General features: G+C 34.4%; 22 protein-coding genes. 10 read left to right on the top strand and 12 right to left on the bottom strand.

Annotated elements, in window-relative coordinates:
* Positions 1-34: 34 nt before the first annotated feature.
* The gene (locus tag B0E44_RS09370) at positions 35-2,665 is read right to left on the bottom strand and encodes a BamA/TamA family outer membrane protein (protein WP_371594752.1); all 2,631 of its coding nucleotides are present in this window, start codon (positions 2,663-2,665) and stop codon (positions 35-37) included.
* A gap of 47 nt (positions 2,666-2,712) precedes the next feature.
* On the opposite strand from B0E44_RS09370, the gene B0E44_RS09365 reads away from it, so the two are divergent.
* Entirely contained in the window at positions 2,713-3,441 is a 729-nt protein-coding gene (locus B0E44_RS09365; protein WP_077373499.1) for an RNA methyltransferase, read from the top strand.
* A 13-nt stretch (positions 3,442-3,454) separates the two neighbouring features.
* Here B0E44_RS09365 and B0E44_RS09360 read toward each other — a convergent pair whose 3' ends face one another.
* The 4 genes from B0E44_RS09360 to B0E44_RS09340 form a co-directional block, all read right to left on the bottom strand.
* Positions 3,455-4,186: a porin family protein gene (locus B0E44_RS09360; protein ID WP_077373496.1), complete on the bottom strand. Its 732-nt coding sequence runs from the start codon at positions 4,184-4,186 to the stop codon at positions 3,455-3,457.
* A gap of 106 nt (positions 4,187-4,292) precedes the next feature.
* Positions 4,293-5,024: a bifunctional demethylmenaquinone methyltransferase/2-methoxy-6-polyprenyl-1,4-benzoquinol methylase UbiE gene (gene ubiE / locus B0E44_RS09355; protein WP_077373493.1), complete on the bottom strand. Its 732-nt coding sequence runs from the start codon at positions 5,022-5,024 to the stop codon at positions 4,293-4,295.
* 621 nt (positions 5,025-5,645) lie between these two features.
* On the bottom strand, positions 5,646-6,128 hold the full coding sequence (locus tag B0E44_RS09345; protein WP_077373490.1) for a dihydrofolate reductase: 483 nt from the start codon (positions 6,126-6,128) through the stop codon (positions 5,646-5,648).
* 14 nt (positions 6,129-6,142) lie between these two features.
* Positions 6,143-6,472 (bottom strand): 2TM domain-containing protein, encoded by a 330-nt coding sequence (locus B0E44_RS09340; RefSeq protein ID WP_077373487.1) that lies wholly within the window; start codon positions 6,470-6,472, stop codon positions 6,143-6,145.
* 235 nt (positions 6,473-6,707) lie between these two features.
* On the opposite strand from B0E44_RS09340, the gene B0E44_RS09335 reads away from it, so the two are divergent.
* Positions 6,708-7,004: an isoamylase early set domain-containing protein gene (locus B0E44_RS09335; RefSeq protein ID WP_077373649.1), complete on the top strand. Its 297-nt coding sequence runs from the start codon at positions 6,708-6,710 to the stop codon at positions 7,002-7,004.
* Between the two features lie 39 nt (positions 7,005-7,043).
* Here B0E44_RS09335 and B0E44_RS09330 read toward each other — a convergent pair whose 3' ends face one another.
* The 4 genes from B0E44_RS09330 to B0E44_RS09315 all read right to left on the bottom strand — a co-directional run bounded on the left by B0E44_RS09330 (position 7,044) and on the right by B0E44_RS09315 (position 10,540).
* Entirely contained in the window at positions 7,044-7,895 is an 852-nt protein-coding gene (locus tag B0E44_RS09330) for a thymidylate synthase (protein WP_077373484.1), read from the bottom strand.
* Between the two features lie 69 nt (positions 7,896-7,964).
* On the bottom strand, positions 7,965-8,588 hold the full coding sequence (locus tag B0E44_RS09325; RefSeq protein WP_077373481.1) for a bifunctional nuclease family protein: 624 nt from the start codon (positions 8,586-8,588) through the stop codon (positions 7,965-7,967).
* Between the two features lie 163 nt (positions 8,589-8,751).
* On the bottom strand, positions 8,752-9,720 hold the full coding sequence (locus B0E44_RS09320; RefSeq protein WP_077373478.1) for an electron transfer flavoprotein subunit alpha/FixB family protein: 969 nt from the start codon (positions 9,718-9,720) through the stop codon (positions 8,752-8,754).
* 73 nt (positions 9,721-9,793) lie between these two features.
* Positions 9,794-10,540 carry an electron transfer flavoprotein subunit beta/FixA family protein gene (locus B0E44_RS09315; protein ID WP_077373475.1) on the bottom strand — a complete coding sequence of 249 codons (747 nt, stop codon included), beginning with the start codon at positions 10,538-10,540 and terminating at the stop codon, positions 9,794-9,796.
* Positions 10,541-10,996: 456 nt separating this feature from the next.
* On the opposite strand from B0E44_RS09315, the gene B0E44_RS09310 reads away from it, so the two are divergent.
* The 5 genes from B0E44_RS09310 (at position 10,997) to B0E44_RS09290 (ending at position 18,665) form a co-directional block, all read left to right on the top strand.
* Positions 10,997-11,974, top strand: a complete 978-nt coding sequence (locus B0E44_RS09310) for a pyruvate dehydrogenase complex E1 component subunit beta (protein WP_077373472.1) — start codon at positions 10,997-10,999, stop codon at positions 11,972-11,974.
* A gap of 65 nt (positions 11,975-12,039) precedes the next feature.
* Entirely contained in the window at positions 12,040-14,541 is a 2,502-nt protein-coding gene (locus B0E44_RS09305; protein ID WP_077373469.1) for a DUF5686 and carboxypeptidase-like regulatory domain-containing protein, read from the top strand.
* Between the two features lie 186 nt (positions 14,542-14,727).
* Positions 14,728-15,327: a DNA-3-methyladenine glycosylase gene (locus B0E44_RS09300; RefSeq protein ID WP_077373466.1), complete on the top strand. Its 600-nt coding sequence runs from the start codon at positions 14,728-14,730 to the stop codon at positions 15,325-15,327.
* Between the two features lie 112 nt (positions 15,328-15,439).
* Positions 15,440-15,970, top strand: a complete 531-nt coding sequence (locus B0E44_RS09295; protein ID WP_077373463.1) for an inorganic diphosphatase — start codon at positions 15,440-15,442, stop codon at positions 15,968-15,970.
* Between the two features lie 112 nt (positions 15,971-16,082).
* Positions 16,083-18,665 (top strand): sodium-translocating pyrophosphatase, encoded by a 2,583-nt coding sequence (locus tag B0E44_RS09290; RefSeq protein ID WP_077373460.1) that lies wholly within the window; start codon positions 16,083-16,085, stop codon positions 18,663-18,665.
* 76 nt (positions 18,666-18,741) lie between these two features.
* Here B0E44_RS09290 and B0E44_RS09285 read toward each other — a convergent pair whose 3' ends face one another.
* The 3 genes from B0E44_RS09285 to B0E44_RS09275 all read right to left on the bottom strand — a co-directional run bounded on the left by B0E44_RS09285 (position 18,742) and on the right by B0E44_RS09275 (position 24,298).
* Positions 18,742-19,356: a deoxynucleoside kinase gene (locus B0E44_RS09285; protein WP_077373457.1), complete on the bottom strand. Its 615-nt coding sequence runs from the start codon at positions 19,354-19,356 to the stop codon at positions 18,742-18,744.
* A 282-nt stretch (positions 19,357-19,638) separates the two neighbouring features.
* A complete protein-coding gene (locus B0E44_RS09280; RefSeq protein WP_077373646.1) occupies positions 19,639-21,792 on the bottom strand; it encodes a carboxy terminal-processing peptidase in 2,154 nt (717 codons plus the stop codon).
* Between the two features lie 262 nt (positions 21,793-22,054).
* Complete coding sequence (locus B0E44_RS09275; RefSeq protein ID WP_077373454.1) at positions 22,055-24,298, bottom strand: carboxy terminal-processing peptidase; 2,244 nt, start codon at positions 24,296-24,298, stop codon at positions 22,055-22,057.
* A gap of 212 nt (positions 24,299-24,510) precedes the next feature.
* On the opposite strand from B0E44_RS09275, the gene surE reads away from it, so the two are divergent.
* From surE to lpxB, 3 genes are all read left to right on the top strand, one after another.
* Positions 24,511-25,290 (top strand): 5'/3'-nucleotidase SurE, encoded by a 780-nt coding sequence (surE, locus tag B0E44_RS09270; protein ID WP_077373451.1) that lies wholly within the window; start codon positions 24,511-24,513, stop codon positions 25,288-25,290.
* Positions 25,283-25,555: a hypothetical protein gene (locus tag B0E44_RS09265; RefSeq protein ID WP_077373448.1), complete on the top strand. Its 273-nt coding sequence runs from the start codon at positions 25,283-25,285 to the stop codon at positions 25,553-25,555. The genes surE and B0E44_RS09265 overlap by 8 nt, the downstream gene beginning before the upstream one ends.
* 115 nt (positions 25,556-25,670) lie before the next feature.
* A complete protein-coding gene (gene lpxB / locus B0E44_RS09260) occupies positions 25,671-26,783 on the top strand; it encodes a lipid-A-disaccharide synthase (protein ID WP_077373445.1) in 1,113 nt (370 codons plus the stop codon).
* The last annotated feature ends 49 nt before the right edge of the window (positions 26,784-26,832 follow it).

Below are 26,832 nucleotides of genomic sequence, written 5' to 3'. Positions count from 1 at the left end.
ATTATAATTTGCAAAAATAAGAATTAATTAGCACTTAGAAAGGGTAATTGATACCAAAATTAAACACCGAATTCGCAAAATTATATTGAGTGAACCATCTTTCGTTAATTTCTAAAGCAGGATTGTATGTTTTGAATCCCATATCGACTCTAACTGCAAAAAAACCTAAATCATATCGTATACCAAATCCTGTTCCTAAAGCTATTTCTTTTAAATCTTCTATCGAGTCAAATTTTGCAGGTTCATAGGTTACAGCATCAAAAACATTCCAAATATTGCCGGCATCTGCAAAAAGAGCTCCATTCCATTTTCCCGCAATTAGAAATCGGTATTCCCCACTGATTGCTATTTTCATATTGGCTTCGTTAAAGTCACTAGAGAAAGTACTACTACCAGGCCCCAAATCATACGGTTGCCAAGCTCTGTTATCATTAGCTCCACCAGCATAATAACTCTTTGTAAATGGAATAGAATTAGAATTACCGTACGGAATAGCAATGCCAAAGAAAGCTCTCATCGCAAATACATTGGCCTTATTGACATTCCAATGTTTAATAAAATCAAATTCCGTTTTTATATATTCAGAATATTCCAAATTAAAAATTTCATAATTCCCATTTTCATTTTTAGGAGTGTTGCTTACATTTGAAATCAAAGACAGTATTGTTCCCGCAGATTCTATCTTGGTTCTAAAAGAATAAAAGGTATTATCTTGTAAATCTTTTTTACTTGTTTTGGTAAAATTAAAATTGGTTGCCAAAATAAAATCATTATCTGTAAGCCTTATTCTTTGCTGCTCAATATTACTTACATCTTGAAATTCTTGATCATCTGGCCTCAAAGCGGTTTGCAGCGTTAAAACGTCTTTTGTAAAACCAGTAGTTCCACTTTCGATAATCAAATTATTGTTTGTGTCTACATTGAGAGGATCGGTATTGTATATTTTTCCAATATCATTTAAAGCATCATAGGAACTATCATAGACGTTAAAATAATTCTCGGGATTCAGATTACGGACAAACTGAAAATTCAACAAATCAAACCTAGTTGTGGTGTTTTTTTTAGGTGTCCAATTATATGAAAAGGATCCTGTGAAATTTTCTTTATCCAATCCAATATTGGTTTGCTTGGAAAGACCTAAACTAAACACTGTGGAAGGAATCATACTTTTCGGAATTATTTTTTCTGTTTTAAAAGGAAATAGAATCCGAGGAAAATTTAGTTTGGCATCCACCCCATATTCTGATACATTAAAAAAACTATCATTTGAATCTGCAATATCATTTGAAGCACCAATATTTCCTCTGGCAGAAAGCTCAAGAGTCTCAGCCCCATTAAAAACATTTCTAACTGTTTCTGTTATACTACCCGTAATTCCAAAGTCTTCAATATTCGAATGAGTAACATCCAAAGTATATCCGAAACTGTATTTTTTTCGAGGCGTTAAATAAATTTTAGCAATCAAAGACTGCCCTAATGTATCTCTCTTATCAACCACATATTGTATAGTTGGATAATTGAATATCCTTAAATTATTCAAATACCGAGTAGTTAAAACCGTTTTATCATCATTAAAGAAGCTTCCTTTGGAAAGAAAAACAGCATCTGTTATAGCGTGAGGACTATACTTGATTTTTTCAAATCCATACAGATTTATGTTATTATGCGTCACACTGTCTTTAATTGCCAAATTTTGTCTTTCCGGCTTATAATCGGTATAGATTTTAATTTCGCTGATTTTGTATAGCTTAAACGGCTCTGTCTTGGTCGAATCATTCTCCTGATAGGAATAATTTCCAACGTTTAATACTACACTAGCCTTGTCTTTTTTATTTATCGTATCAATATCAAAAGTGACGTAATTAGCCTGAAAACGGTAGGCTCCATGATTTCTGAAAAGAGTCGTTATTCGATTTTTTTCATTTTCAAAATCTTCAGTTTTATACTGTTTTCCTGGGACAATAAGCGATTTAGAAGTTTTATAAATAGAATCCAAAACAGGAGTTTGAATTGCCGTTCTTAAAGAATCAATAATATAGGGATTCCCTGTTGTTAAATAATATTTTAATTGAGCATTTTTGGGAGCCAAAGAGTCTCGCTTATAAGTTGCTTCTACATCAAAATAACCATTTTTGAAATAATAATTTTTAAGTCGTGCCAGTGATTTTTTAGCCTTTATGGTATCCAAAATCACGGGGGCTTCCCCAGTTTCTTTTAAAAAATTATGAATCCCAAGATACCAAAAAGATTTACGGAGTCCTTCAATTTGTTTAGCCGAAAGCCATCTTACTTCCCTATCGTATTTCTTTTTATTGTTTAAATACTTTAAATTAAATGTAGAATCAGGGTTTGGGTTGGCCAAATTATACAAATTCAACAAAAAACGATACCCAACTATAGGCACTTTACTATTTGGCTGCTGATATAATTGATCATAAATAGATTGATTTCTCAGTATTTTTCCGTTTTCAAAAATTTCATTTTTGACAAGAAGTTGTTTTCTGGCTGGAACCCTCTTTTCCGAATTACAAGCATATAAAAAAATACTAATTAGGATAAATAATGATACTTTTGCACCATTCATTTTTTTCTTCAAAAGTATGGATTGCCCAAGATACCCAGCAAACCGCTTTTTTGTTTTAAAGGAAGAAAAAAATTTATTCATGAGGGGACTCGTATTATAGAATATTTAATTCAAAAGTACATTTTTTTATGCTTAGTAAAAATCAAATAAAGCTTATATCTAGTTTGCAACAAAAAAAACATCGTTTTGCAAATCGATTGTTTTTTGCCGAGGGTGTAAAAGTAATTCAAGAATTAGTAAAATCAAATTTTGAATTGGAACATCTTTACACAACCAATGATGACTTTCACGACGTAACGCCTGATAAAAGAAGCATTATTTCGGAAAATGAATTAAATAAAATTAGTGCTTTATCCACCCCAAATACTTGTTTGGCGGTATTCAAAATCCCTTCAGAAAGTAAAATAATTGAGTCTGGACTAATTCTTGCCCTTGACTCTATCCGTGATCCCGGTAATTTGGGCACAATCCTCAGACTTTGTGACTGGTTTGGAATCCAGCAACTGATTTGTTCAAAAGGGACTGTTGACATTTACAATCCTAAAGTCGTTCAGGCCACAATGGGTTCAATTGCCAGAGTAAATGTCAATTATATAGACCTCGATACCTTTATAGCAAAAACAAAATTACCTGTTTTTGGGACATTCATGGACAGTGAAAACATTTACAAAACAACTTTGCCTCAAGAAGGCATTATTGTTATGGGAAATGAAGCTAATGGAATTTCTCAAAACATAGAAAAATTGGTTACCAAAAGACTTACCATTCCACGTTTTGGAAATCTTCAAATCACTGAAAGTCTCAATGTGGCTACCGCTACTGCCATTATCCTAAGCGAATTCAGAAGGCAAAACTAAACCTTACTTTTCTCTAATGAAAGGTAAAGTTAATCAAAAAGCCTCTCGATTTCATAGCCTCAATGTTACTTGTCCATGGGCTGTTAGGATCTTTGTCACGTATCAATTCATCAGAGAATCCAAATTGTCCACGAATCGATGGAGAAAATATAAAGTATTCCGAGAAAATATCAATTCCAAAACCTAGCTCATAGTTGGTTGTCCAAGTTTTTACTCTAAACCGTTCTTCCAGATTGTCATCTAATGATTTTGCATTACTAGACAAATTTAAATTTGCAGAAACTCCTCCCAATAAATAAGGACGGACATTCCCTGTTCGAAGGGAAGAAAATTTCAACAATAATGGAAAATTGAGATAAGTGCTATTTACATCCCTAACAGCATCGCTTGGGCTATCAAAACCAACTGTTGGAGGATAACGCAGCGTTCTGTTGGCATAATAAAGTCCTGGCTCAAAACGCAAATCCAAATATTCCATCAATCTTAAATTGGTCACTAATCCAACATTAAACCCCATATTCGAGTCCGTTTGAATATCTGATGAATACCTAGGGTCGGTTTCCATTTCTTTGTAATCAATTTTAAAATCATAAGAGTTAAATCCTAAAAAAAAACCAAAATAGATTTTTTTCTTTTGCCAATTTTCTAGATTTATAATGGGATCCTTACTGAAAATACTCTTTGAATTTTGTGCACTCCCTTTTATAGCAATAGTCAATAGAATTAATACAATTATTTTTTTCATAGGGGCTAATATTTGTTTTTAAAGGAGTATAATGTCGCCATTCTTCTTTCCTTCTTTGCAATATGGAATCATGGCGATTTCATATTTCCGTTCAATATTCTCAGTATTATTTTTTAGAAGCCGAGTAAATAGTTGCAACTCCAAACGTTTGCGGCATTGCTTCCACATTTATAAACCCCGTTTTTCTTAAAATATTGTTTAATGCTTCCCCATAAGGAAAGGAAGCGGCAGATTCGGACAGATAGCCATACGCAACATTATCTTTTGAAAATAGTTTACCTATCAATGGTAAAATATTTTTGGAATAAAAATTATACCCTTGTTTATAAGGTGTTTTCTCAGGTACTGAAGTTTCCAAAATAACAAAAATCCCACCTGGCTTTAACACTCTTAAAATTTCAGCCAACCCTTTTTCGAGGTGTTCAAAATTCCGAACTCCGAATGCCACTGTTATGGCATCAAAAAAATGATCTTCAAAAGGCATATTCTCAGAATCTCCCAAGACCATTTCTATAGTTTGGGACAATTTTTTTTCTTCAATTTTTTTCACTCCTATCTCCAACATACCGGCAGAAATATCCAATCCGACAATTTTTTTTGCTCGAGTTTGTGCCATCAAGATAGCAAGATCCCCTGTTCCTGTTGCAATATCCAATATTTTTTCAGGATTGGTCTTGGCAACCAATTGCAATACTTTTTTCCTCCATTTAACATCGATACCAAACGATATAACTCGATTAAGGCTGTCATAGTTCCCCGAAATGGTATCAAACATTTTGGCAACTTGATCTTTTTTACTAAGCGAAGAGTCTTTATAGGGTGTGATTTCTTTTGGCATTTTTTTAATTTGTACAAATATAAACAAACTGTATAAACTATAAATGGGTTTTTTATTTTGGTTAAAATTTTATTTGGAGATTCATTTTTGTGCCAAATATCAGATTTAAAATAAAAATGAAAATAATTGAAATATCACCAAAAGTGGGTATTGTGGAAACTGTTTTTATTGTTGATGTTTGTACTTTAAAATTTAAATATTTTTTTTAAATGGTTAGACGGGAATTAATGACCCAAATCAAGTGGATGCTTCTTGCGCTATTTATCTCATTTGTTCTTGTATTATTTTTTGAAGGTACCGTCAGTAATGGCAGTATTATTTTAAAAGCGCAAAATACGTTCTTAGGATTAAATTTGTTTTTGGAAATTTTAATTTTCTTTGCCTTTAGTACCTTTGTGGTATTTGGTACTAAAGGCTTTTTTGAGTTGTACTCTCAAAGATTATCAAATTATATTGTCTTCGTATCGGGGGTAATATTGATATTTGTGATTTGTATATTATGTTATCAAATCTTAGTACAAGAATGAGTCATCCCGCTAATCATTAAAAAAAGCATCCTAAATATTTAGGATGCTTTTTTGATTTTAGGAAATATTATCTCAGAAACATAACAACAAAATTTTACACCTTGACAAACGTTTGGTAGGTATATGCGAATTGATGTTTCTCATCTGTTGGATTAAATTCTGTTTGAATTTCTTTCCAATCTTCGGAATTGATTTCCGGAAAAAAAGCATCCGCATCAAAGCTATGATGCACTCTTGTGATTTCAAGTTGATCTGCAAATGGGAGTCCCAAATTATATATTTCTCCTCCTCCTATAATAAATGAAGTTTCGTTTTCTGGGCAAATTGCAATTGCTTTTTCAATACTATCCACCACAATACAACCTTCCGGATTATAGTTTTTATTTCGCGTGATAACAACATGCGTCCTATTAGGGAGTGGCTTTGGAAAACTCTCAAACGTCTTTCTTCCCATTATTATATGATGCCCTGTAGTCAAGGATTTAAATCTTTTGAAATCATTGGGTAGATGCCAAACTAGCTCGTTATTTTTCCCAAGGGCATTATTTTCTGCCACAGCAGCAATCATAATAATCATACGTATTGGTCTTATTAAGAATTATTTTCTTCAATTTTTGATTTCAATTGCTCTATTTTCTTTTGCTGTAAAGCTACTAGTCGGTCAATTTGATCTCTCTCCCAATTTTTATTCATGAAGCGATCTGTTATAAAAACTTTTATAAAATGCAAAACAAAAAAGAACAACCACAAAGTAATCCCCCAAATACACCAATGTATATTTAATCCCGTTTCAAAAAAATAAGCTATTGCAATCAAAAAAATACTGAACAACATCAAGAAAACAAAATGATAATACAATCTTTTCTTTTGTTTTATTCGGTTTCGTGCATACTCATATTGTTCGTGTAATTCTTTTTCCATGACTTAAAATTTTGCTCATAAAGATAAAATTTATTTTCAAAAAGTCTCCATTATGATTATTGAATATTTAAAGAGAAAACGTTTTCTTTTTTTTAAATTAAAATTTAAACGATTCAATTTACTTTTAAAAGCAAAAAAGAGAATGGTTTTTTGCTTTTATGCTAAAAATAAGGTGGTTTGTGCAAACTTAAAAATATTTCATTTACTTTGTTATAACTTTAAAAATGAAATAGTTATGTCAATAAAAAAACAATTCGTAAAAACTAAGCCCGTTTGTAAGGTCACCTTTTCTGTAGATGCAAAAGAGGCTAATCAAGTATCTGTAATTGGTGATTTTAATGATTGGAAAGTAGATGAAGGAGCCTTGAGTAAATTAAAAAATGGAACTTTTAAAGGAACTTTTGACTTAAATAAAGATTCAGCATACGAGTTCAAATATGTGATTGACGGGGCTTATGTAAATGAGCCAGAAGCCGATTCATTCAAGTGGAATGATTTCGCAGGAACCGAAAATAGTGTATTAGTAGTATAACAATCAAAAAAAAATCCGCTTAAAGCGGATTTTTTAATTTTATACAGCTACACTTCCCTTGATTAGGGCATGTGGCTCATATCCTTCTAGTGTAAAATCATCAAAATCAAAATCGAAGATGTTTTTCACATTTGGATTCAAAATCATTTTCGGCAATGGTTTCGGGTCACGGGTAAGTTGTAACTCAAGTTGCTCAAAATGGTTATTGTATATGTGTGCATCACCAAATGTGTGAATAAATTCACCTACTTCAAGGTCACAAACTTGGGCGATCATCATAGTTAACAATGCATAAGAAGCTATATTAAAAGGAACTCCCAAAAAGACGTCAGCGCTACGTTGATACAATTGACAGGAAAGCTTTCCTTTTGTCTCTCCTTTGGATTCGTCTGGAGAAGCTACATAAAACTGAAAAAATGCATGACAAGGCGGCAATGCGGCTTTATTATTTGCTACATTTTCTTCAAATGACTTTGTTGTATCTGGCAAAACCGAAGGATTCCAAGCCGAAATTAACATTCTTCGGCTGTTTGGATTTGTTTTTAATTCAACTATAAGCTGGCTAATTTGGTCAATTTCCTCACTATTCCAATTACGCCATTGGTGACCATAAACAGGACCTAAATCACCATTACTATCCGCCCAGGCATCCCATATTTTGACTCCGTTCTCTTGAAGATATTTGACATTGGTATCCCCTTTAAGAAACCAAAGCAATTCATATATAATCGATTTTAAGTGTAACTTTTTGGTGGTTACCATTGGAAAACCTTCACTTAAATCAAATCGCATTTGATAACCAAATACGCTTTTTGTCCCTGTTCCGGTGCGATCTCCTTTTTGACAACCATTATGCATAATATGTTGTACTAAGTCTAAGTATTGCTTCATTTTTTTGTGGATTTGGTTAATCGTGGATTGCTTATTCGATTTACCGATAAACTAATTCACAGTTAAACATTACGATTCTCTCTTGGAAATTTCATCACGAATTTTGGCCGCTTTTTCATAATCTTCATGCTCCACAGCTTGTTCCAGCAATTCATTTAATTCCTGCAAAGTATGGTTAGAATAAGTACTGCCCGATTCATTGCTTTCTGTATTTCCGAAAGTTTCAGGATTAGAAAGAATATCGTCCATTTCATTAGGCGTATCCGTTTCAAGAGGATTTGCTTTCAAGAAAATACCAGCTTTATCCAAAATATTTTTATAGGTAAAAATAGGAGCATTAAATCGAATTGCCAAAGCAATGGCATCCGAAGTTCTTGCATCAATTATTTCTTCGATTTTGTCTCTTTCGCAAATAATGCTGGAATAAAAAACACCATCTACTAGTTTGTGGATAATCACTTGTTTTACCACAATATCAAATCGCTCTGCAAAATTCTTAAACAAATCATGAGTCAAAGGGCGTGGCGGCTTAATTTCTTTCTCCAAAGCAATTGCAATAGACTGAGCCTCGAATGCTCCAATAACGATAGGCAATTTTCTTTCCCCATCAACCTCATTTAAGATTAACGCGTAAGCGCCATTTTGAGTTTGACTGTATGAAATTCCTTTTATAGATAATTTAACTAAGCTCATGTTGGTATAATGGGAAGCACTAAGTACTCTAATTAATTATGTCTTTTTTCGTGTTTTAAATAATGTGCAATTTTAATCAAAATATATGGAACAAAAAAGCTACCTAAAGCAAAGATACGATTATCTTATTTTTAGGTAGCTAATTATAGTAGAAATTAAATATCTATGATTGTTGCTCTTTGAAAGCTTTGAATTTTGTTATTAATTGTGGTACAATTTCGAACGCATCTCCCACAATTCCATAGTCCGCAACTTTAAAGAAAGGTGCTTCTGGATCACTATTGATAACCACTTTTACTTTAGAAGAGTTGATACCCGCGATATGCTGAATAGCTCCAGAGATTCCAATAGCAATATATAAATTGGTAGCAACTGGTTTTCCTGTTTGACCAACGTGTTCTCCGTGAGGTCTCCACCCTAAATCAGATACTGGTTTTGAACAAGCAGTTGCAGCTCCAAGAACTGATGCTAATTCTTCAACCATTCCCCAGTTTTCTGGCCCTTTAAGACCACGTCCTGCAGAAACTACGATATCAGCATCGGCAATAGAAACTTTTCCTGAAACTTTTTCAACAGATGTTACTTTTACTCCAAAATCAGTATCTCCGATAGTTGGATTAAAATCTTCTTCGGTTAATGATGAAGCACTTTCAAAAATACCATAAGAATTCTTACCGATAGATAATACTTTTACATCAGTATTGATTTCTGTAATATTGAAAGCCTTGTTTGAAAAAGCATTTCTTTTTACTTGAAATGGCGAAGTGCTCACTGGCAAACCAACAACATTTGAAGCATAACCAGCCTCTAATGCTACAGCTACCAATGAAGCTAAGTAAATACTATCTGTTGTAGAAGACAATAAAACTACTTTTGTCGCTTCTTTCTGTGCCGCTTGTTTGATAACATCAGCATAAGCTTTGGCAGTAAAACCAGCTAATTTATCGTTGCTTACTTTTAAAACCTTGTCTACTCCGTATTTTGACAATTCAGAAACATCTCCTGCATTTACAGTAACCGCCGTAACGGTTGTTCCTAATGATTCGGCTACTTTTTTGGCATAAGAAGCCAATTCTAATGCTACTTTTTTAAATTTTCCTTCTGCAGATTCTGCATATATTAATATTGACATATTTTTTTGTTTAAAAGTTTAAAGTTTAAGGTTTAAAGTTTTGCAACTGAAAACTGCGACTGAAAACTGATTACTAGATTACTTTAGCTTCGTTGTGCAATAAATTAATTAATTCATCCAAATTATCAGCTGAAATTAATTTAACTGCCGATTTTGGAGCTGGTTTTTCAAATTTTACCGCTTTAGTATTTATTGCAGCGTCAACTGGTTCAAGAATTGTTAATGCTTTAGTTCTAGCAGTCATAATTCCTCTCATATTCGGGATACGTAAATCCTTCTCTTCTACTATTCCTTTTTGACCTCCAATGATAACAGGCAATGAAGTGCTTACTGTTTCTTTTCCTCCATCTATTTCACGAACAGCAGTTACATTAGAACCTTCAACAGTGATACCTGTACATGAGTTCAAAAAGTTATATCCTAAAATCCCAGCGATCATTCCAGGAACCATTCCGCCATTATAGTCCAATGATTCTTTTCCGGCAATCACAACATCATAACCTCCGTTTTTAATTACTTCAGCCAATTGTTTTGCCACAAAAAAACCATCTGTAGGGTTTGCATTAACACGAATGGCTTCATTAGCGCCTATCGCCAATGCTTTTCTTAAAGTAGGTTCTGTATCTGGTCCTCCAACATTCACTACGGTAACTGTAGCACCTTGTTGCTCTTGGAACCAAATAGCTCTGGTTAGACCAAATTCGTCATTTGGATTAATTACATATTGAACCCCATTGGTATCAAACTCAGCGTCTCCGTTAGTGAAGTTGATTTTTGAAGTAGTATCAGGAACGTGGCTGATGCAAACTAATATTTTCATAATAATATATATTAAATTTTTTTTTTTCTTTGACAAATTTAAAATAATAAATCGAATAATATACTATGCATGCATAATATTTTTTGCAACTATTACGATTTCGCAAATCACAATAGCGTAACAAAGGTTTTAATCAGAATTATTATAAATAACTGGGGTTATTTTGTGATTTAAGCAAACTATTTGGATCTTGGCATTCAACTACACCTTATCCTGATTCTACAAATTTCCAATTAAGCAACAATTCCCTAGCCCGGATAGTAGCGACATCCTTCTTGTGGCCTCGTCTCGTCCCTAAAGACGAGACGAGGCCACAAGAAGATAAAGCGAATAGCCGGAAACAGCTCCTAAAAAAAACAATAGTATAAAACCTTGTTATTTTAAAGTGATTTATGCTTTTAAGTAATTTAAAATAATTATTTTTGCGTTTCTAAAATTACACACAGACTATATAATATGAGAACTATACAATTTAGAGAGGCCATTTGTGAAGCGATGAGTGAAGAAATGCGTCGAGATGAGTCCATATACTTAATGGGTGAAGAGGTAGCAGAGTACAATGGTGCCTACAAAGCATCTAAAGGAATGCTTGCCGAATTTGGTGAAAAAAGAGTAATTGACACGCCAATCGCCGAGCTTGGTTTTACTGGAATTGCAGTTGGATCTGCGATGAATGGATGTCGCCCGATTGTTGAGTATATGACTTTCAACTTTTGTTTGGTTGGAATTGATCAAATTATAAATAATGCAGCCAAAATGCGTCAGATGACCGGCGGGCAATTTAATGTGCCAATCGTTTTTCGTGGGCCTACTGCTTCGGCAGGACAATTGGGAGCTACTCACTCTCAAGCAATCGAGAACTGGTTTGCCAATACTCCAGGACTTAAAGTTGTGGTTCCATCGAATGTTTATGACGCCAAAGGTTTATTGAAATCGGCTATTCGTGATAATGACCCAGTTATTTTCATGGAATCAGAACAAATGTACGGCGACAAAGGCGAAGTTCCAGATGGCGAATACACTATTCCAATTGGAGTTGCCGATATCAAACGTGAAGGAACAGATGTAACTATTGTTTCTTTCGGAAAAATCATCAAAGAAGCTTATATCGCTGCTGATGAATTGGCTAAAGAAGGTATTTCATGTGAAATTATTGACTTGAGAACTGTTCGTCCAATGGATAAGGATGCAATTTTAACTTCGGTTAAAAAAACAAACCGTTTGGTGATTCTTGAGGAAGCTTGGCCATTTGCAAGTGTATCTTCTGAGATCGCTTACTTGGTTCAAGAACAAGCTTTTGACTTCCTTGATGCTCCGATTCAACGTATTACAACTGCTGATACTCCAGCGCCATATTCTCCAGTATTATTGAAAGAATGGTTGCCAAATGCTTCAGACGTCGTAAAAGCGGTTAAGAAAGTATTATACAAATAATCGAATATAACTATTTGAAAAGCTTCATCAATACTCCAATTTGATGAAGCTTTTTTTTATATATCATGAAGAAAATCCTAACGGTTATTGTCTTGTTTTTATTTGCAGCCGCAATCCCAATTTTTGCTCAAACAAAAGTGAGCGGAATTGTTGTTGACAAATCCAAACAGCCTATTCCTTTCGCTAATGTTGTTTTCAAGCATACCAGCACTGGTACTGTGACCAACGAAGACGGAAGGTTTTATATGGAATCCCCAAATACCTACACTACCCTAGTAATAAGTTCCGTTGGTTATTCGGAAAAAGAAATTACCCTTACCAAATCGGTCAATTATAATTTTACAATTGTATTAAGCGAACAGGAAAGCTTGAAAGAAGTAGTTGTCTATACCGGTAAAACCTCCAAAAAGAACAATCCTGCACTTGATATTCTGAGAAAAATTTGGGAGAAGAAGCGAAAAAATGGCCTGTATCAATTTGACCAATACCAAATGGAGAAATATGAAAAAGTAGAATTTGATATTAATTCTATTGACAGTGCCTACAAAAAACAAAAAATTTTCAAAGGCATGGAATTCATTTTCAACCATGTTGACACTTCAAAGATAACTGGAAAAACCTATTTACCCATTTTCATAAACGAAGCATTGGTAGATGTATACGGTGATAACAAAATACCTAAAGTAAAAGAAATTACAAAAGCCAATAAAACATCGGGTTTTGAAGGAAACCAGCAAATTTTATCATTCATAAAGGACTTGTATTCAGATTATAATATCTACAATAATTACATTGCCTTATTTGACAAAACCTTTACCAGTCCTCTTTCCACAACTGGAATTGACGTTTATAATTATGTATTGAGAGACAGCGCCTATATTGACAAAAAATGGTGCTACAATATTGTTTTTTATCCAAGACGAAAAAACGAGCTGACTTTCAAAGGAGACTTTTGGGTTAATGACACCACATTTGCCATTAAAAAAATAAATATGGCCGTTACCAAAAGTGCCAATATTAACTGGGTAAAGGATATTTATGTCGAACAGGAATTTGAAGTCTTGAACGACTCCGTTTTTCTATTGACCAAAGACTATTTGATGTCTGATTTTGCCGTCAACAAAAAAGAGAAATCAAAAGGTGTCTACGGAAAAAGAACGACTTATTATCAAAACCACAAATTCAATATCGAGAAACCCGCAAAATTCTACAAAGAAGAAGTGAATTTTATCGACAATGAAGTGTATAAAAAGAGTAATGAATATTGGGAACAAAATCGTTTCGAAAAATTAACCAAAGACGAAGAAGGCGTTTATAAAATGCTCGATACACTGAAAACAGTCAAGGCATTTAAGCGACTCACTGACGTGGTAACAATACTCGCCAGTGGCTACATAAATTATGAAGGATTTGATTTTGGCCCTATTTTTTCCTCCGTTGGATACAATGAGGTCGAGGGTTTCAGAATCCAATTGGGAGGTCGAACCTATTTTGGCCCAAACGACCCTTGGCGAGTACAGGCCTTTACAGCCTATGGATTTGACGACAATAAGTTCAAATATGGATTTGCTGGAAAATGGATGATCGAAAAGAAAAACCGCATCATAATTTCTGGTGGAAACAGGCGTGATATTGAACAGCTTGGAGCCAGTCTGACCACCACCAATGATATTTTGGCAAGAAATTTTGGTTCTACTGCCTTTTTTACCACAGGATCCAATGGAAAATTAACCAATATAGGATTAACCAATGTCTACATTGCAATGGAACCTGTAAAGAACCTAACATTTCAGTCTGGGGTAACCTACAAAACACTAGAATCAGCCTCACCAGTTTTTAGTCTGGATTATTATACCACTTTGCCATCAGCTGCAAACCCAGCCGGTATTGTAAAAAGCACCACTACCCAATCGGAATTCAACATTCAAGCGGAGTACACGCCCAATCGAAGAACAATTGCCTATGGAGTCGAAAGAAGCATAGCCAACAGCCCGTACACCACGCTGTTTGCTAAATACAGCCAAGGATATAAAGGGATTTTTAACAGTGATTTTAATTATAAAAAAATCGAAATATACTATAAACAACCTATCATCATTGGCCCGCTTGGGCGCACAAATTTGATTTTGGAACTTGGAAAAACTTTTGGGACTATTCCTTTGGGACTGTTGAGCATAGTACCTGGTAACCAGACATTTTTTACTATTGAGAACACATTCAGCAATCTTAATTATTACGAATTTATCACTGATAAATATGCTACATTCCAATGGAATCACGATTTCAACGGAAGATTGTTTGCCAGAGTACCTTTTATGCGAAAACTCAACTGGAGGGAATTTGTAGGAATAAAAGCCGCTTACGGAACCGTTTCGGACGCCAATAGAGCCATAAATGCTTCGGGGCTAGAATATGTAGCCCCAGAGAATGTATATTGGGAATACAACGCTGGAATTGGAAACATCTTCAAAGTATTTCGCTTGGATTTTGCTTGGAGAGGTAGTTATCTCGACACCCCAAACACCAATAGATTTACCGTAAAAGGATCATTTGGTTTTTATTTTTAGGAGATTTAACCAGCACACGAGGCTGAAAGCCGAACTGGCGAAGCAATCCATTACAAGCTTACTCAAAAACTGCTATTTTTGTAAAAAAGTAAAAAGAAATTCCGTTGGGCGCTTTTCTACTTTCACAAAAATTAGCAGTTTTTTTCATAAGGCTTTTAATTTTCATCTGGACTAAAAAAACCAATCATGCAACAAGCAATCGACCATCTTTTTCAAAAAGATTCCATATTCAAACACATTATAGATACTTACGGATTACCTACAATCCCAAAGAGACCTCAAGGATTTGAGACTTTGGTATTGTTAATTCTAGAACAACAAGTTTCGATAGATTCGGCGAAAGCCACATTTACAAAAATCAAAGCACACACAACTTGTAATCCCGAAACGATGTCCGTTTTACCTGACGAAGAGTTTAGAACTTTGGGAGTTAGTCGCCAAAAAACGAATTATATAAAAATATTAGCACAAGCTGTCCTAAATAAAGAGCTGGATATTGAAGCTTTAGCTACAAAATCAGCGCAACAAGTTCGAGAAGAACTAATCAAATTAAAAGGAATCGGAAATTGGACTATCGATATTTACCTTATGTTTTGCCTTCAAGAACCTGATTTAATTCCATTAGGCGACATTGCGGTAGTGAATACAATTAAAGAATTGCTTGATATTCATGACAAACAAGAAATGGAAATTCACACGGAACAATGGAGTCCATACCGGTCTTATGCAACATTTTTACTTTGGCATTATTATCTAAAAAAGCGCAAACGGACAATAGTTTACTAAAAACACATTTTAACGAAAACGTTATAGTTATATATTGTGTTTTTTTATTGCTAAAAAGTATAGTTTGCTTACTTTTGCAGTCGTTAATAAATTAAGAAAAGATAAAAGAATAATGACTGCAGACAAATTAAAAACTTTTGATGTATTAATCGAGATACCAAGAGGAAGTAGAAATAAATACGAGTATGATTTTGCCATAAAAAGAATGCGTTTTGATAGAATGTTATTCTCTTCTATGATGTACCCAGCTGATTATGGTTTCATTCCTGAAACTTTAGCTTTGGATGGTGACCCATTAGACGTTTTGGTATTGGTAAACGAGCCTACTTTCCCTGGCTGTGTAATGGAAGTAAAACCTATTGGAGTATTCCACATGGCAGATGATAAAGGACCAGACGAAAAAGTAATCTGTGTACCAGTTTCAGATCCAATTTGGAATTCATTAGAAAACCTTTCTGATATCAATCCACACTTATTGAAAGAAATCGAGCATTTCTTCCAAGTATACAAAGACCTTGAAAACAAACAAGTAGACGTTGAAGGCTGGGGTGATGTGAACGAAGCGTATGCCATTATTAAAGAATGCACAGAGCGTTTTGATCAAATAGAGAATAAACCAGAAGGATTATTTAGTATTAAATAATTTTCACCCTCATATTTTATAAAAAAAGCAATACTCTTCAAAGAGTGTTGCTTTTTTTGTTTAAATTGCTATCGATTACATTTTTTTTATTAACAAACCAAAAAGAATATTTATGAATTCAATTATGATTTATGTGCCAATTATTATGGCAATAATAGGGCTTATTTTTATGGCTATCAAAAGATCTTGGGTTTTAAAACAGGATCCTGGAGACGGCAAAATGAAAGAGATATCAGATTACATATATGAGGGAGCTTTGGCCTTCTTAAAGGCAGAATACCGATTATTGGCTGTCTTTGTACTCATCGCAAGTGTTGTATTGGCAAGTATCACTTTTATTCCAGGAGTTAAAACAAATATATTAATAGTGGTTGCATTTGTGTTCGGAGCATTTTTCTCTGCATTAGCAGGAAATATGGGGATGAAAATCGCAACAAAAACCAATGTAAGAACTACACAAGCTGCTCGTACGAGCTTATCACAAGCTTTGAAAGTTTCTTTTGGCGGCGGAACTGTAATGGGATTAGGCGTAGCCGGTTTAGCTGTTTTAGGGTTGACCGGTTTTTTTATTCTTTTTTTTAGAATATTCATGAACGGAGAATGGACTTCTACTGAAGATATGACCGTTGTTTTAGAAACATTGGCTGGTTTCTCTCTTGGAGCTGAATCTATTGCTTTGTTCGCCCGTGTCGGCGGAGGAATCTATACCAAAGCAGCAGATGTAGGTGCCGATTTAGTTGGTAAAGTAGAAGCTGGAATTCCAGAAGATGACCCAAGAAATCCAGCTACAATTGCAGATAACGTTGGAGATAATGTTGGAGATGTTGCAGGAATGGGAGCCGATTTATTCGGATCGTATGTTGCAACCGTTCTAGCGGCAATGGTACTTGGAAATTATGTTATCAAAGATATGGGTGGAAACATTCAAGATGCTTTTGGCGGAATAGGTCCTATTTTATTACCTATGGCAATTGCAGGTTTTGGAATTTTGTTTTCAATCATTGGAACAATGCTAGTTAAAATTACTGATGAAAATGCCAAAGAAGCTCAAGTTCAAAAAGCATTAAACATTGGAAACTGGGTTTCTATTGTTTTAACCGCTATTTCTTGCTACTTCTTAGTACAATATATGTTACCCGAAACGATGAGTATGAGTTTCTTTGGTGAAGGATCAATGGATATTTCGTCGATGCGTGTATTTTATGCTACCCTTATTGGATTAGTTGTTGGTGGAGCTATTTCATCGGTAACTGAATATTATACAGGATTAGGAACAAAACCAGTTATGGCGATTGTTCAAAAATCAAGTACTGGCGCAGGAACCAACGTAATTGCAGGTCTTGCTACAGGAATGATTTCTACTTTCCCAACTGTATTATTGTTTGCGGCAGCAATTTGGTCTTCATACGCTTTAGCAGGATTTTATGGAGTAGCATTAGCGGCTTCAGCAATGATGGCAACTACAGCAATGCAATTAGCTATTGATGCCTTTGGACCTATATCTGACAATGCAGGTGGAATTGCCGAAATGAGCGAATTACCAAAAGAAGTTCGTACCAGAACCGATATTTTGGACTCAGTAGGAAATACAACTGCTGCAACTGGAAAAGGTTTTGCTATTGCTTCAGCAGCTTTAACTTCATTGGCATTATTTGCAGCCTATGTAACTTTTACCGGAATTGACGGAATTAATATTTTCAAAGCACCTGTTTTAGCTATGCTTTTTGTTGGTGGAATGATACCCGTGGTCTTCTCTGCTTTAGCGATGAATTCAGTAGGAAAAGCGGCGATGGACATGGTGTACGAAGTACGTCGTCAGTTCAAAGAAATACCGGGAATTATGGAAGGAACAGGAAAACCGGAATATGCAAAATGTGTTGACATTTCGACTAAAGCAGCTTTACGCGAAATGATGTTGCCAGGTATTTTAACGATTGGTTTCCCAATTGCAATTGTACTTTTAGGAAAATTAGTGTACGGTGACAACAATCAATTAATCGCTGAAATGTTAGGTGGTTATATGGCTGGAGTTACTGTTTCTGGAGTACTTTGGGCAGTTTTCCAAAACAATGCAGGAGGAGCTTGGGATAATGCCAAAAAATCATTTGAAGCAGGAGTCATGATTAATGGCGAAATGACGTACAAAGGTTCTGATGCACATAAAGCAGCCGTTACGGGAGATACTGTTGGAGATCCATTCAAAGATACTTCTGGACCATCAATGAACATCTTGATTAAATTAACTTGTTTGATTGGACTAGTAATGGCTCCAATTTTAGGAAACGGAAGCAGCACTATTGACGCAAAAGGAGCTTGTTGTGAAAAGAAAGAAATCATGATGGAAAAATGCGCTATGCATGAAGGGAAAATGATGATGGGAAAATGCGACATGTCCAAATGTGCTAAAATGACCAAAGAGGAATGTGCCAAAATGTGTGACAGTCTAAAATGCACTCCTGAGCAAAAAGAAATGTGTTTGTCTCATTATGACAAAGACGGAAAATTTGTTGAACCAAAAGGAAAAACATGTTGTGCCAAAAAAGTTCAAATCAAAAAAGAAGTCAAAGTTCAACTCATAAACAAAGACGGAAAAGCAAAAGCAACTGTAACAACTTCAGAAAATGGCGATGAAAATGTGCAAGTTTTTGAAGGTTCACTAGAAGAAGTTAAAGCAAAAGTAGAAGCTTTACAATAACAACATCTGACTATAATAAAAAATGCCTCGCAAATCGTGAGGCATTTTTTTATCTAAATAAATTAAAAGGCTTTTTTTAAAACAACCCATTCAACTCGGCATCAATTCTATTAATGATATTCCCCAAGTCTTCTGGATTATCCACAAAATTAATGTTATCTACATCGATAATCATAATTTTCCCTTTGCTGTATGTATGTACCCAAGCTTCATAACGTTCGTTAAGTCGGCTTAAATAATCAATAGAAATAGTATTTTCGTATTCACGACCACGTTTGTGAATTTGTCCCACTAAGTTGGGAATAGAACTTCTTAAATAGATTAACAAATCAGGTGGTTTGACTAGAGATTCCATTAATTCAAAAAGAGAAGAATAATTCTCAAAATCACGATTTGTCATCAATCCCATAGCATAAAGATTGGGCGCAAAAATATGAGCATCTTCATAAATGGTTCTGTCCTGAATTATTTTTTTACCGCTTTCTCGAATTTGCATCACTTGTCGAAAACGACTATTTAGGAAATAAATCTGCAAATTAAAAGACCAACGTTCCATTTGATGGTAAAAATCATCCAGATAAGGATTATCAACTACTTCCTCAAAATGGGGTTCCCATTTAAAATGTTTGGCTAACAAACGTGTTAATGTTGTTTTTCCTGAGCCTATGTTTCCTGCTATAGCTATGTGCATTATAGTGTTGAGATTTTAGATTTGGTAATTTTCAAAGTTGTAAAAATAGCTAAAATTAGTATTAGCAACTGTATCCGAACAATGATTTTTCAAAATAATAATCCTCATGTTAACAAAACTATGAATTCAGTAGAACCTCTTTTGTAAAGTCCTTTTATCCTAAAAGTAACAGCCCTTTTTTTGAACAAAAGACAACAAAAAATTTATGCACTAAACCCATAAAATTAAAAAGCAGGCTGTCTCAACTTATACAGCCTGCTTTTCATCTTAAAATTTTTAGTATTATGACTTAACTAGTTTTCCTTTTTTATCTATAGGAATGCCCGTTTTCACAATTGATTTTGGTTGCAAATCATCCAATACATTTAAAGCTTCTTCAACATAAATATCTTTTGACAAGCTTTCATGCCATCTTTCTCTCTTTTCTTTCAGTAATGAATCTTTACTTGCTCCCTCCAATTCATAAGGTAAAGAAGTGAATTTTAAATTATTTTTATAATCCGCAATTGGTTTAAACTTTTTAGCCGTTTCTTCTATTTGCTTTTGGGCTACTTTAAATTTATCAATATTTAAGCTGTAATCATTTTCGGCACTTCTGCTATCAATCCATTTAGCGTTCTCTTCAATTAATTTAAATTGAACATTATTTTCGATTCTCTTTTTACTATTGGCAATTGCCTGATCAAATTTTGAAGTATTATTCCAAACTGAATAAGGTGCCGAATCAATTCTATCCCACGGCAGTGCATGTGCTTCATCACGCTCTCCCATTTTTAAATAAGCATAACGATCTGGCATCACCACATCACTGCTTACTCCTTCTAATTGAGTTGAACCGCCATTAATTCTGTAAAATTTTTGAATAGTAGTTTTTAAAGCCCCAAAATCACCAAAGGCAGTATTCTTCACATATTGATTCAGGTCAATTACTCTTTGGACTGTTCCTTTTCCGTATGTTTGTTTACTTCCAATTATAATTCCACGTTTATAGTCCTGAATAGCAGCAGCCAATATCTCTGAAGCCGAAGCCGAAAATTCATTTACCATAATTACCAATGGACCGTCCCACTCTATTTTTTTATCGGTATCATATAAAATTTCTTTTTTCTCACTTGCCGTTTTTATTTGAACAATTGGTCCTTCTTCAATAAACAAACCTGCAATATCAACAACTGTAGACAAAGAGCCTCCTCCGTCATCACGTACATCAAGAACAATACCGTTAACTCCCGCTTTTTTCAAACGGTCGACCTCTAAAGCAACATCCTTACCAGCATCTCTTCTATCTTTATTTTCAAAATCGATATAAAATTTAGGCAAATAAATAACCCCGTATTTCAAACCGTTTTTTTCGACAACACTTGATTTTACATACGTTTCTTCAATCTCTATAACATCTCTTATGATTGAAATAATACGTATAGTTCCATCTGTTTTTTTAACAGTAAGTCGAACTTCAGATCCTTTAGCTCCTTTGATTTTTTTAACAACTTCAGACAAACGCATTCCTATTACATCAACAGCAACGCCATTTGACTGAGCAACTTTCATTATTAAGTCTCCTTTTTCCAATTGCTTTCCTCTCCAAGCCGGACCTCCGGAAATAAGTTCTGTAATCTCTATGTAATCATTTTTCTTTTGCAGTTGGGCACCAATTCCTTCGAATTTTCCACTCATGCTCGTATCAAAACGCTCTTTATCTTCGGGTGCAAAATAAGTTGTATGCGGGTCGAATTGAGACATAATAGAATTGATATACAACGTAAACCAATCGTCTCTTTTTAATTCATACATAAATCCAAAAGAATCATTTAATGATTTTAATGAACTGTCTCTCGTTTCTTTTTCCAATACTGCATATGACTTTATAACATAGGCAGGATTTTTTGTTTTTTTATCTTCTTCTAATTTTTGCTTATCCGTAAATGACGAAAGGGTAGATAATTTAATTTGTTTTCTCCATTTTTCTTTCAGCTCTTTTGTGTTTTTTGCAAACGGAACTTTATCATAATCTACATTAAAATTTTCTTCAATTTTATAATCAAAGGGACTACTTAATATCTCTTTGTATATTTTACTTCCTTCTTCCATACGAAGCATCAAACGGTCGTAAGTAAGATTAAAGAAAGTCAGATCTCTATTGGTCAACTGATCGTCCAACTCCAATTCATATTTCGAAAACTCATTGATATCCGACTGCAGAAAAAAACGTTTGGAGGGATCTAAAGCTTCTATATAATCTTTATAGACTCCTTTTGAAAAATCATTATCTATTGTTGCCGGATCGTAATGCCCTTTCTCAATTACAAACGTCAATAATTCTAATAACAGCTTATCTTTATCTGGATCTATTGATTTTTCCGAATTAGTTGTAAAGGCAAATAAAGTAACCGAAAGGCAAATTATCGCTATGAGTATTCTATATTTTTTTTTCATAAATACATATATTTTTTTAATCATCCGATAGCAAGTGTACTCATCACAAAAATTTAAATATTCCTCTAAACATTAAAATCTACACCAACTATTCCGATTCACAGATATTGTTTTGCTAAAGATATAAATTAGTTTTTTGAAGTTAAACAAATCAATGACCTGAAAGGCTGTTTATTCCATTATTTAACATTTACTATTTTAATTCATAAAAAAAACGCTTCAAAATTGAAGCGTTTCTAATTACTATGATATCTTTTAAAATTTATGATTTAACTAACTTTTTTTTATCTCCAGGAATACTGGTTTTCACAATTGACTTTGATTGTAAATCATCCAAAACATTCAAGGCTTCTTCAACGTAAATATCTTTTGCTAAACTCTCGTGCCATCTTTCTCTTTTTTCTTTTAGAACAGGATCTTTGCTCATTCCGTCTAATTCATGCGGTAATGAAGTGAACTTCAAATTGTTTTTATAATCAACAATTGGCTTGAACTTTTTGGCCGTTTCCTCAATTTGATTTTGAGCCACTTTAAATTTATCTATGTTCAAACTATATGTATTTTCATTACTTCTGCTGTCAATCCATTTGGCATTTTCCTCAATCAGTTTAAATTGAACATTATTCTCAATTCTCTTTTTACTGTTGGCAATAGCCTGATCAAATTTTGAAGTATTATTCCAAACTGTAAAAGGAGCTGGATCAATTTTATCCCACGGCATTGCATTTTCTTCATCACGCTCTCCCATTTTCAAATAAGCATAACGATCCGGCATAACCACATCACTACTTACTCCTTCTAATTGGGTCGAACCTCCATTAATTCTGTAAAATTTTTGGGTAGTCGTTTTCAACGCACCTAAATCCCCCGCAGAACTATTACGAACAAACTGATTCAAGTCAATTACATTTTGAACTGTTCCTTTACCATAAGTTTGTTTGCTTCCAATGATGATTCCTCTTTTATAATCCTGAATTGCTGCCGCCAAAATCTCTGAAGCAGAAGCTGAAAATTCATTCACCATAATTACCAATGGTCCGTCCCATTCAATTTTTTTATCGGTATCGTACAAAATTTCTTTTTTCTTACCCGCCGATTTTATTTGAACAATTGGCCCTTGCTCAATAAACAAACCTGCAATATCCACAACAGTTGACAAAGATCCACCACCATCATCACGAACATCAAGAACAATACCTTTCACTCCCGCTTTTTTCAAACGATCCACTTCTAGAGCAATATCTTTACCGGCATCTCTTCCGTCTTTGTTTTCAAAATCGATATAAAATTTAGGCAAATAAATAACACCGTATTTCAAACCGTTTTTATCAACTATACTTGATTTCGCATAGGTTTCTTCAATCTCTACAATATCTCTTATGATAGAAATCACCTGAATAGTTCCATCTACTTTTTTCACGGTAAGACGAACTTCAGAACCTTTTGGGCCTTTAATTTTCTTAACAACATCGTCCAAACGCATTCCTACAACATCAACCGGAACGCCATTCCCTTGAGCCACTTTCATCACTAAATCTCCAGCTTCCAATTGCTTTCCTCTCCAAGCCGGCCCACCAGATATTAATTCTGAAATTTCAGTGTAATCATTTTTCTTTTGCAATCTGGCACCAATTCCCTCAAGCTTACCACTCATACTCACATCAAATCTTTCTTTTTCTTCAGGAGCAAAATAAGTCGTGTGCGGGTCAAAACGGGACATAATTGAGTTAATATACAATGTAAACCAATCATCTCTTTTCAAATCATTCATAAATCCAAAAGATTCATTCAATGAATTCAAAGAACTTTCCCTTGTTTCTTTTTCTAATACTTCAGCCGATTTGGCAACATAGTTAGGGTCTTTTACTTTTTTAGCCTCTTCAGTTTTTTGCTTGTCCTCAATAGAAGTACCGGTAGAAAACGCCACTTGTGTCCCTCCTTTTTTCTCTATTTCCATTTTCTGCTTATCAGTAAAAGATGATAATGTAGACAGCTTTATTTGTTTTCTCCATCTTTCTTTCAATTCAGTAGTATTTTTGGCATAAGGAGCTTTGTCATAATCCACATTAAAATCCTCATCAATGCTGTAGTCAAAAGGTTTTGCTAAAATATCTTTATATATCTTTTTGCTTTCTTCCATACGAAGCATCAAACGATCATAAGTAAGATTGAAGAAAGTCAAATCTTTATTAATCAACTGATCATCCAATTCCAATTCGAATTTGGAAAACTCATTAATATCCGATTGCAGGAAGAAACGTTTAGACGGATCTAATGCAGCTATATAATCTTTGTAAACCCCTTTTGAGAAATTATCATCTACAACTGCAGGATTATAATGTCCTTTTTCAATTACAAATGACAACAACTCCAAAAGCAGTTTATCTCTTTCTGGATCAATCGCTTTTTTTGAATTAATATTAAAGGCAAATAAGGTCGCCGAAAGGCATACCACAGCTATGAGTATTTTATAATTCCTTTTCATAAAGCTAATAATAGAATTCATCAATTTTTTTAAACTAAGTTACATTAAAAACCATGCCACCTACCAATTCTGCTGCATAATTTTTTGTTAAAGATAAAAAACAGATTTTTTTTGAGTTATAAAAATACTCTCAAAAAAATATTTTATTTGTTCGCAATATAAGATTTTGTGTTAGTACATTTGTTTACAAATACAATTTTTATCAAAAAATTATTCTTTTTAACAGCAATTAAATGAAAAATGAAAGGCCTTTAATACTTATTACAAATGATGATGGCATATCTGCTCCTGGAATAAGAGCTTTAATTGAAGTCATGTCAACAATAGGCGACATTATTGTTGTTGCTCCAGACAAACCACAAAGCGCAATGGGTCATGCCATTACTATAAACAATACCTTACATCTGAATAAAATTTCTAAAGATACCGATGCAATCATCGAATACAGCTGTTCTGGAACACCTGTGGATTGTGTAAAAATAGGCGTGCACGAAATCCTGAAACGAAAACCGGATCTTTGTGTATCGGGCATTAATCATGGTTCCAACTCCTCTATAAATGTCATCTATTCCGGAACGATGAGTGCCGCCGTTGAGGCCGGAATCGAAGGCATACAAGCCATCGGTTTTTCCTTATTGGATTATGATTGGAATGCCGATTTTGAACAAGTCAAATCCTATATCAAAACAATTACCCTCGAAGTTTTGAAAAATAAACTTCCAGAAGGTGTTATTTTGAATGTAAACTTCCCAAAATTAAAAGAAAAAGAAATTAAAGGAATCAAAATTTGCCGTCAAGCGAATGCGCTTTGGATGGAAAAATTTGACAAACGACAAACCCCGCAAGGCAAAGATTATTACTGGCTTACTGGTGAATTTGTCAATCAAGACAAAGGCGAAGATACCGATGAATGGGCTTTGCAAAATGGGTTTATTTCTATAGTTCCTGTACAATTTGACCTTACAGCACATCACGCAATACAAAACTTAACCAAAAGAGATTGGAATGCATAAAACAGATTTACTCATCGGATTTATAATAGGAATTTTAGCTTCCCTCTTGGGAATGTTCCTCTACCTCACGCTTATCGTTCATACTGATTTTATTTCAGGAATTCAATCTATGAAAGCCGAAGGACATCTAGGAAAATTAGTAACTCTTGGCTCCATACTGGATTTAATCGCCTTCGGAGTTTTACTAAAAATGAATAAAGAAATTATGGCAAGAGGTGTCGTTTTGGTAGTTATAATGCTCACTATTGTTACTTTGTTTCTTTAAAAATAGCCTCTAAGTTACTGAGGTTCTAAGATTCTAAGTTTTTTTGAAAATCTCTGCTTTAATCTTAGAATCTTAGTACCTTAGAATCTCAGCAACTACTAAAAAATACACAAAAATGAAATACTATATTATTGCAGGAGAAGCTTCTGGAGACTTACACGGTTCCAATTTGATGAAAGCGCTCTATGAAGAAGACCCGAATGCCGACATCCGTTTTTGGGGTGGCGATTTGATGCATAATGTAGGCGGAACTTTGGTAAAACACTATCGCGAACTCGCTTTTATGGGGTTTATCGAGGTTGCGTTTAACTTGAAAACGATTTTAAATAATATCACCATTTGCAAAAATGACATTTCGCAATTCAAACCAGATGTAATTATTTACATCGATTATCCCGGTTTCAATATGCGAATTGCCAAATGGGCCAAACAAGTCGGCTATAAAAACCATTACTATATTTCTCCACAAATTTGGGCTTGGAAAGAAAACCGAATCACGGCCATCAAGCACGACATTGACAAAATGTACGTGATTTTGCCTTTCGAAAAAGATTTCTACGAAGTCAAACATAAATTCCCAGTTGAATTTGTTGGTCACCCACTGATTGATGCCATTCACAACCAATCGGGTGTTGACGCAAATACTTTCAGAACCGAAAACCAATTGTCCGAAAAACCAATTATCGCCATTTTACCCGGAAGCCGAAAACAGGAAATCAGTAAAATGCTGTCGGTAATGTTAAGCGTTGTCAAGGATTTTCCCGATTATCAATTTGTGATTGCAGGGGCGCCAAGCCAGGAACTATCATTTTACCAGCAATTCATTTCTGGCGAAAACATAAAATTTATTTCCAACAAAACCTATGCTTTATTACGCAACGCCACCGCAGCACTGGTAACCTCAGGAACGGCCACACTCGAAACCGCTCTTTTCAAAGTTCCCGAAGTCGTTTGCTACAAAGGCAGCTGGGCTTCCTATCAAATCGCAAAACGCATCATCACCCTAAAATACATTTCGCTCGTAAACCTAATCATGGACAGAGAAGTCGTAACCGAATTAATTCAGGACGATTGCTCAACCAAACGCATCCGAGAAGAATTAACTAAAATCCTAGAACCTAATTACCGCAAAACGCTGCTTGAAAACTATGATTTACTGGAAGAAAAACTAGGCGGAATAGGCGCCAGCAAGAAAACAGCTCACTTAATTGTTGATTCCATAAAGTAATTTTAAAATAAGTTGGGCGTGCCACCATAAAGAAAAAGAGCCAAATCAT

Source organism: Flavobacterium sp. A45 (assembly GCF_002001005.1).
Classification (GTDB): domain Bacteria; phylum Bacteroidota; class Bacteroidia; order Flavobacteriales; family Flavobacteriaceae; genus Flavobacterium.
This window is presented reverse-complemented; position numbering and strand designations above follow the sequence as displayed.

Coding starts and splice junctions, on each gene's coding strand:
- B0E44_RS09370 (WP_371594752.1), bottom strand. CDS start 2,665: ATGAATAAATTTTTTTCTTCCTTTAAAACAAAAAAGCGGTTTGCTGGG.
- B0E44_RS09365 (WP_077373499.1), top strand. CDS start 2,713: ATGCTTAGTAAAAATCAAATAAAGCTTATATCTAGTTTGCAACAAAAA.
- B0E44_RS09360 (WP_077373496.1), bottom strand. CDS start 4,186: ATGAAAAAAATAATTGTATTAATTCTATTGACTATTGCTATAAAAGGG.
- ubiE (WP_077373493.1), bottom strand. CDS start 5,024: ATGCCAAAAGAAATCACACCCTATAAAGACTCTTCGCTTAGTAAAAAA.
- B0E44_RS09345 (WP_077373490.1), bottom strand. CDS start 6,128: ATGATTATTATGATTGCTGCTGTGGCAGAAAATAATGCCCTTGGGAAA.
- B0E44_RS09340 (WP_077373487.1), bottom strand. CDS start 6,472: ATGGAAAAAGAATTACACGAACAATATGAGTATGCACGAAACCGAATA.
- B0E44_RS09335 (WP_077373649.1), top strand. CDS start 6,708: ATGTCAATAAAAAAACAATTCGTAAAAACTAAGCCCGTTTGTAAGGTC.
- B0E44_RS09330 (WP_077373484.1), bottom strand. CDS start 7,895: ATGAAGCAATACTTAGACTTAGTACAACATATTATGCATAATGGTTGT.
- B0E44_RS09325 (WP_077373481.1), bottom strand. CDS start 8,588: ATGAGCTTAGTTAAATTATCTATAAAAGGAATTTCATACAGTCAAACT.
- B0E44_RS09320 (WP_077373478.1), bottom strand. CDS start 9,720: ATGTCAATATTAATATATGCAGAATCTGCAGAAGGAAAATTTAAAAAA.
- B0E44_RS09315 (WP_077373475.1), bottom strand. CDS start 10,540: ATGAAAATATTAGTTTGCATCAGCCACGTTCCTGATACTACTTCAAAA.
- B0E44_RS09310 (WP_077373472.1), top strand. CDS start 10,997: ATGAGAACTATACAATTTAGAGAGGCCATTTGTGAAGCGATGAGTGAA.
- B0E44_RS09305 (WP_077373469.1), top strand. CDS start 12,040: ATGAAGAAAATCCTAACGGTTATTGTCTTGTTTTTATTTGCAGCCGCA.
- B0E44_RS09300 (WP_077373466.1), top strand. CDS start 14,728: ATGCAACAAGCAATCGACCATCTTTTTCAAAAAGATTCCATATTCAAA.
- B0E44_RS09295 (WP_077373463.1), top strand. CDS start 15,440: ATGACTGCAGACAAATTAAAAACTTTTGATGTATTAATCGAGATACCA.
- B0E44_RS09290 (WP_077373460.1), top strand. CDS start 16,083: ATGAATTCAATTATGATTTATGTGCCAATTATTATGGCAATAATAGGG.
- B0E44_RS09285 (WP_077373457.1), bottom strand. CDS start 19,356: ATGCACATAGCTATAGCAGGAAACATAGGCTCAGGAAAAACAACATTA.
- B0E44_RS09280 (WP_077373646.1), bottom strand. CDS start 21,792: ATGAAAAAAAAATATAGAATACTCATAGCGATAATTTGCCTTTCGGTT.
- B0E44_RS09275 (WP_077373454.1), bottom strand. CDS start 24,298: ATGAATTCTATTATTAGCTTTATGAAAAGGAATTATAAAATACTCATA.
- surE (WP_077373451.1), top strand. CDS start 24,511: ATGAAAAATGAAAGGCCTTTAATACTTATTACAAATGATGATGGCATA.
- B0E44_RS09265 (WP_077373448.1), top strand. CDS start 25,283: ATGCATAAAACAGATTTACTCATCGGATTTATAATAGGAATTTTAGCT.
- lpxB (WP_077373445.1), top strand. CDS start 25,671: ATGAAATACTATATTATTGCAGGAGAAGCTTCTGGAGACTTACACGGT.